Source organism: Lysobacter enzymogenes, assembly GCF_017168095.1.
GTDB lineage: Bacteria > Pseudomonadota > Gammaproteobacteria > Xanthomonadales > Xanthomonadaceae > Lysobacter > Lysobacter enzymogenes_D.
On the sequence record NZ_LXSD01000195.1, the window covers coordinates 1 to 4,532 of the forward strand.

The 4,532-nt window shown below is 70.9% G+C and carries 4 protein-coding genes; all 4 read right to left on the reverse strand.

Annotation, left to right across the window (positions count from 1 at the left end):
* Positions 1–524 precede the first annotated feature (524 nt).
* The gene (locus A7A76_RS05060) at positions 525–1,727 is read right to left on the reverse strand and encodes an XVIPCD domain-containing protein (RefSeq protein WP_206410174.1); all 1,203 of its coding nucleotides are present in this window, start codon (positions 1,725–1,727) and stop codon (positions 525–527) included.
* A 74-nt stretch (positions 1,728–1,801) separates the two neighbouring features.
* Complete coding sequence (locus A7A76_RS05065) at positions 1,802–2,308, reverse strand: hypothetical protein (RefSeq protein ID WP_206410175.1); 507 nt, start codon at positions 2,306–2,308, stop codon at positions 1,802–1,804.
* A 330-nt stretch (positions 2,309–2,638) separates the two neighbouring features.
* Positions 2,639–3,967 (reverse strand): XVIPCD domain-containing protein, encoded by a 1,329-nt coding sequence (locus A7A76_RS05070; protein ID WP_206410176.1) that lies wholly within the window; start codon positions 3,965–3,967, stop codon positions 2,639–2,641.
* Positions 3,968–4,008: 41 nt separating this feature from the next.
* A partial coding sequence (locus A7A76_RS05075) for a hypothetical protein (protein ID WP_206410177.1) occupies positions 4,009–4,532 on the reverse strand: 524 nt, incomplete at its 5' end.

Sequence of the window (4,532 nt, forward strand, 5' to 3'; positions counted from 1 at the left end):
GGGCGCCGCGGCGGCCGGCGCGCGCTGTTCGGCCGCGGCTGCGGCCGGCTGGCTGTTGGAGGCCAGATCGCAGCCGCCCAGCGCCCACAACGCGCCCAGCAAACCGATGCGTACCCAATTCGTGTTTTGCGATTTCATGCCTGTCCGGTCCTCGTACTGACTACGTTCGTCCACTTTCGCAGCAAGCCTGTTGCGCTTCTGCGTACGGCCGCACCGTCCGCATCGGCCGCAACGGCCATCCCGCGCCGGGCCGTCCCTGGCCCTTGCCTCGCTGACGCCGCCCGGCCTCCCCGCCCGGCGGCGATCCTTCGCGGCGCAGTCCCTGCGCTGGCCTCGCCCGGCCGCTTCCCCGGCCGCTCCCGTCCCTGCGCTGGCTGTGTCGGCTCCGCTTCCTGCGGCCATCCTTGGCGGCGCATCCTGCGCCGGCGTCGCGTCCGGACCGTTCGGCCGAACCGTTCGACGCTGTCGTCCCTGCGATCGCGCGCGCCGCCTCCCCGCGGCGCGCGTCTTACCCGTTCATCGCATCAGGCCGTCATCGTCTTGGCCGCGCGCTCGGGCGCCTGCGCGTTGGCCTGCTCCGGCACGTCCTCGCGCAGCTGCTGGCTGCTGCGTTCCAGCGGCACGCTCGCGGCCTGCGCCTTGTCGGCGTGGACGCGGCGCGCGGCCGGATCGCCGGGCTCGCCCTGCACCGCGAACAAGCCGGTGCCGCTGGCGTTGAGCACGACCTTGTCGATGTGGGTCATTCCGCTCGCGCGCGCTTCGTAGGTCAGCGTGCCGGCGGCGCGCTCGAGCTCCTGGCGGCTGCCGAACGCGTTCGGGCCGAGCTTCTCCAGCCCCGCCACGGCCTGCTTGTACATGCCGTTGTCGCGGTTGCCCGGATCCGACAGCAGCGCGCCGGCCGCGGCCTGCTCCGGCGGCGCCTTCTTCAGCGCTTCGAACGTCTTCGGGCCGGCGATGCCGTCGGCGTCGAGGCCGTATGCGCGCTGCGCCTGCTGCAGCGCGTGCTTGGTGGCCGGGCCGAACTCGCCGTCGGGCTTGAGCGGCTGGCCCTTGGCGTCGTGGAAGCCGAGCGCGTTCAAGCGCTCCTGCAGCGCCTTCACCGCCGGGCCTTCCTCGCCCTGGCGCAGGCGGCCGTCGGCCATCGCGTCGGCCGGCCTGGCCGGCGCGGCGGGCCTGCTCTCACCTGGCCTGCTCTCACCGGGCTTGTGCTCGCCGGGCTTGTGCTCGGGCAGCTCCGGCGCGCCGCGGCTTTCGGCCAGGGCGATGCCGCGCCGCATGGTCGGGCCGTTGAACACCTTGGCCAGCTGCTCGGCGTAATGCGGATCGGTGGCGTAGCCGGCCTTCTGCAAGGCGTTGGCTTCCTTCTTCAGGTCGCCCAGCGTGCCCTCGTCGAACAGCCCCGCCTTGGCGTAGCGGCCGTTGTGCTGCAGGAACTTGACCCGGTCCGCCAGCGCTTCGTCGATCGAGCCGTAGACGCGGAAATCCTGGTCCTTCCAGACCTTCTTGCCGCCCTCGATCTCCCACACGTGGAAGGTCTTGCTCGGGCCGTCCCAGCCCTTGCTGTCCTTGATGTTGAAGATGTTGTTGGTGCCCGGCAGCACCTTCTCGCCCCAACCGGTCTCCAGCGCGGCCTGGGCCAGGATCAGCTCGGCCGACATGCCGGTCTGCTTGGACACGCGCACCGCCGCCGGATACAGGTCGGCGATGAATTCTTCCTTCTTGCCCATGATCTAACTCCTTGTCTGCGTCTGCGCGCGCTCGGCGCGGCGCGATGGGTGGGATGAAACTCAGCGGCTCAAACTCATCGGTTCAAATCGGGCTTGAGCGCGGCGGTGAACGCGTTGCGTTGTTCGGGCGCGTCGAGCGCGGCGTACTGTCCGGCGACGACCACGCCGCCGTTGTCCCAGCGCAGGTGACTCGCGCCCTCGTCCACCCATGCCGAATACGCGCCCTTGGCGCCGGGCACGACGACGTCGCCGCCGGCCTGCACCGCGCCGTCGGCGATGCCGAGCTTGACCACGCGCAGCAGCGTCTGCGACAGCGACTGTTCCGGCTGGGTATCGGACTGCAGCAGCACGTACAGCGCATCGCCCTGCCGCAGGCAGTGGGTGACGCGGCTTTGGTACGTGTCGCTGGGCAGATCCAACGCGCGCACCCAGATCGGCTTGCCCGAGGCCTGCGCGAGGTAGGCGACCGGACGCTGGTTCATGCCGTCCTCGTCGCTGGCCGCGCCGACCACGCACTGCCGGTTGTCGCCGACCGATTCGGCGGCGTAGGAAGAAAAACCCTGCGGGATTTCAGCGTTCATCGGTGCGGCCTGTGCGGGAGTGGAGGACGGCGACGGCGTGGAGGGGTCGGAACCGGCCGCGCGTTCGGCGCGCGCCACGGGGGACGATGGCGCGCTCGCCGGTTGCGCGCCGCAAGCGGCCAGCGCCGCTGCCAGCGAGGCTGCGAGAATCGGAAGAGCGTTGCGGTGAAGATTCATCGGCCGGTTCCAGACTTCGGTAGAAAAAACCACGACGGCGTTGCGGAGCGATCGGATGCGGGAGCGGCGGATCGGGAGGGTGCGCCCGCCGGATGCGGCCGGCGGACGCGCCCTCCCCAACGCCTGCGCGCGCCGCGCCGGGGCGCGCATCGGTCAGGCGACGCGGCGCGCGTTCTGTTCCTGCTGCGGGTTGTCCTGCGCGGGCTGCGGCTTGGGCGCGTCCTGCGCCAGCTGCGCGGTGGTCTGCTCGACCGAACGCGCCACCGCTTCCTGCGCGCCGACGTGCACGCGCTGGTGGCCCGGATCGTTGAGCCCGCCCTGCACCGCGAACAGGCCGCTGCCGTCGGCGTTGCGCACGACGTGGTCGATCTTGTTCATGCCCGACACCGACGCGTCGTAGGTCAGCGCCGCCGCGGCGCGCTGCATTTCTTCGGGGTTGCGGAAGCCGCCGTTCGGGCCGAGCTTGCCCAGGCCTTCCATCGCCTGGTTGTACATGGCGTGGTCGCGGTGCGAGGGATCGGCCATCGACGGCGCGCGCGCCGGCTCGCGGGTCTGCTCGTCGCGGCTCTGCGCGGGCTGCTGGCCCTGGGTCTGGCGCTGCTCGACCGCTTCGCGCAGCTTGCCCAGCGTGGTCGGGCCGGCGACGCCGTCGTCCTTGATGCCCTGGTCGCGCTGGAACTGGCGCAGCGCTTCCTCGCTGCGGCGGCCGAAGTGGCCGTCGGGATTGAGCTCGTTGCCCTGGCCGTCGCGGTAGCCCAGCTGCTTGAGCTGTTCCTGCATGCGCTGCACCGCATCGCCGCGCTCGTTCAACTTGAGCATGCCGTCGGCCATCGGGTCGCGATTGGCGCGGCCCTGCGCCGGCAGGTTCACTTCGCCGCGGGCCAGGCCCTGCATCACTTCCGGGGTCAGCATGCCCTGCCACTGGGTCACCGCGGCGCGGCGCTCGGGCAGATGGTTGTAGCCGCCGTTGATGTCGTGGGTCGCCGCGCGCACGTCGTCCTGATGGCCGCGCGCGACCACCCGGCCCTGCCAGTAATGCACGGCGATGTTCGCGGCGTTTTCGCGGTTGGAGGCCAGATCGGGATTGCCCACCACGTCCAGGCGGGTTTCGCGCTGCACGCGCTCGTAGTTGTCGCGCCCGGTCAGCTGCACATAGCCGCGGCCGTGGAAGCGCCAGCCGTCGCCCTGCTCGGTGTTGCCGAGGTTCTCGCGGCCCCAGTTGCCGCCGTAGATGGCGTTGGCGATGCCCTGCTGGCCGCCGCGCGCGATCGCGTCGGCTTCGGCGCGGGTGTCCATGCCGTTGCGGCCCGGGAACACTTCCAGCAGGCGCTCGCCGCTGTAGTTGAGGTTCTCGTGCATGCTGCGGAAATTGCCGGACTCGACCTGCATCTGGCCCATGAACGCGGCCAGCTCGCGCGGTTCGCGGATGCCGGACTCGTAGGCGCGCAGCAACAGGTAATCGCGATTGTTCAACTCGGACATGGTGGTTTCCTCCTTGATTCGAATGATGGGTTGCGTGCCGGTCAGGGCTTGGCCGGCAGGCCGCGCTGGTCGATCTGCTCGTCGCGATCCCAGCTGCGGGTGAACTTGAACAGCGTGTCGTCTTCATTGCGCACGACGCTGGCGGGATCGCAGCTGCGCGCGGACTCGGCCTTGTCGGCGGCGCCGGCGGCGGTCAGCACGCCCTGCTCTTCCAGGCCGCGCTCGCCGGAGACCGAATAGAAGATGTGCTTGCGGCCGCCGTCCTCGAACGAGTACGCATAGCCGCCGGTGTTGCCGGCGAAGCCGAGCTGGGTGCGCTTGAAGCGGCCCGCCGGCGCCGACTTGTCGGCCGGGAACGTGTAGTCGGGCTTGCCGGCTTCGCCCTGGGCGAAGTAGACGTAGCCGGACTGGTCGCTGACGCCCTTCGACGCGCACAGCGACAGCAACTGCTGGCTGCCGGCGACCTTGCACGAAATCACGATGTCTTCGCCGGCGGCGCACAGCGAACGGCCGTCGGAGGCCGCGGCCGGCGCCGGTTCGGCCGCCGGCGTGGCGGCGGTGGCCG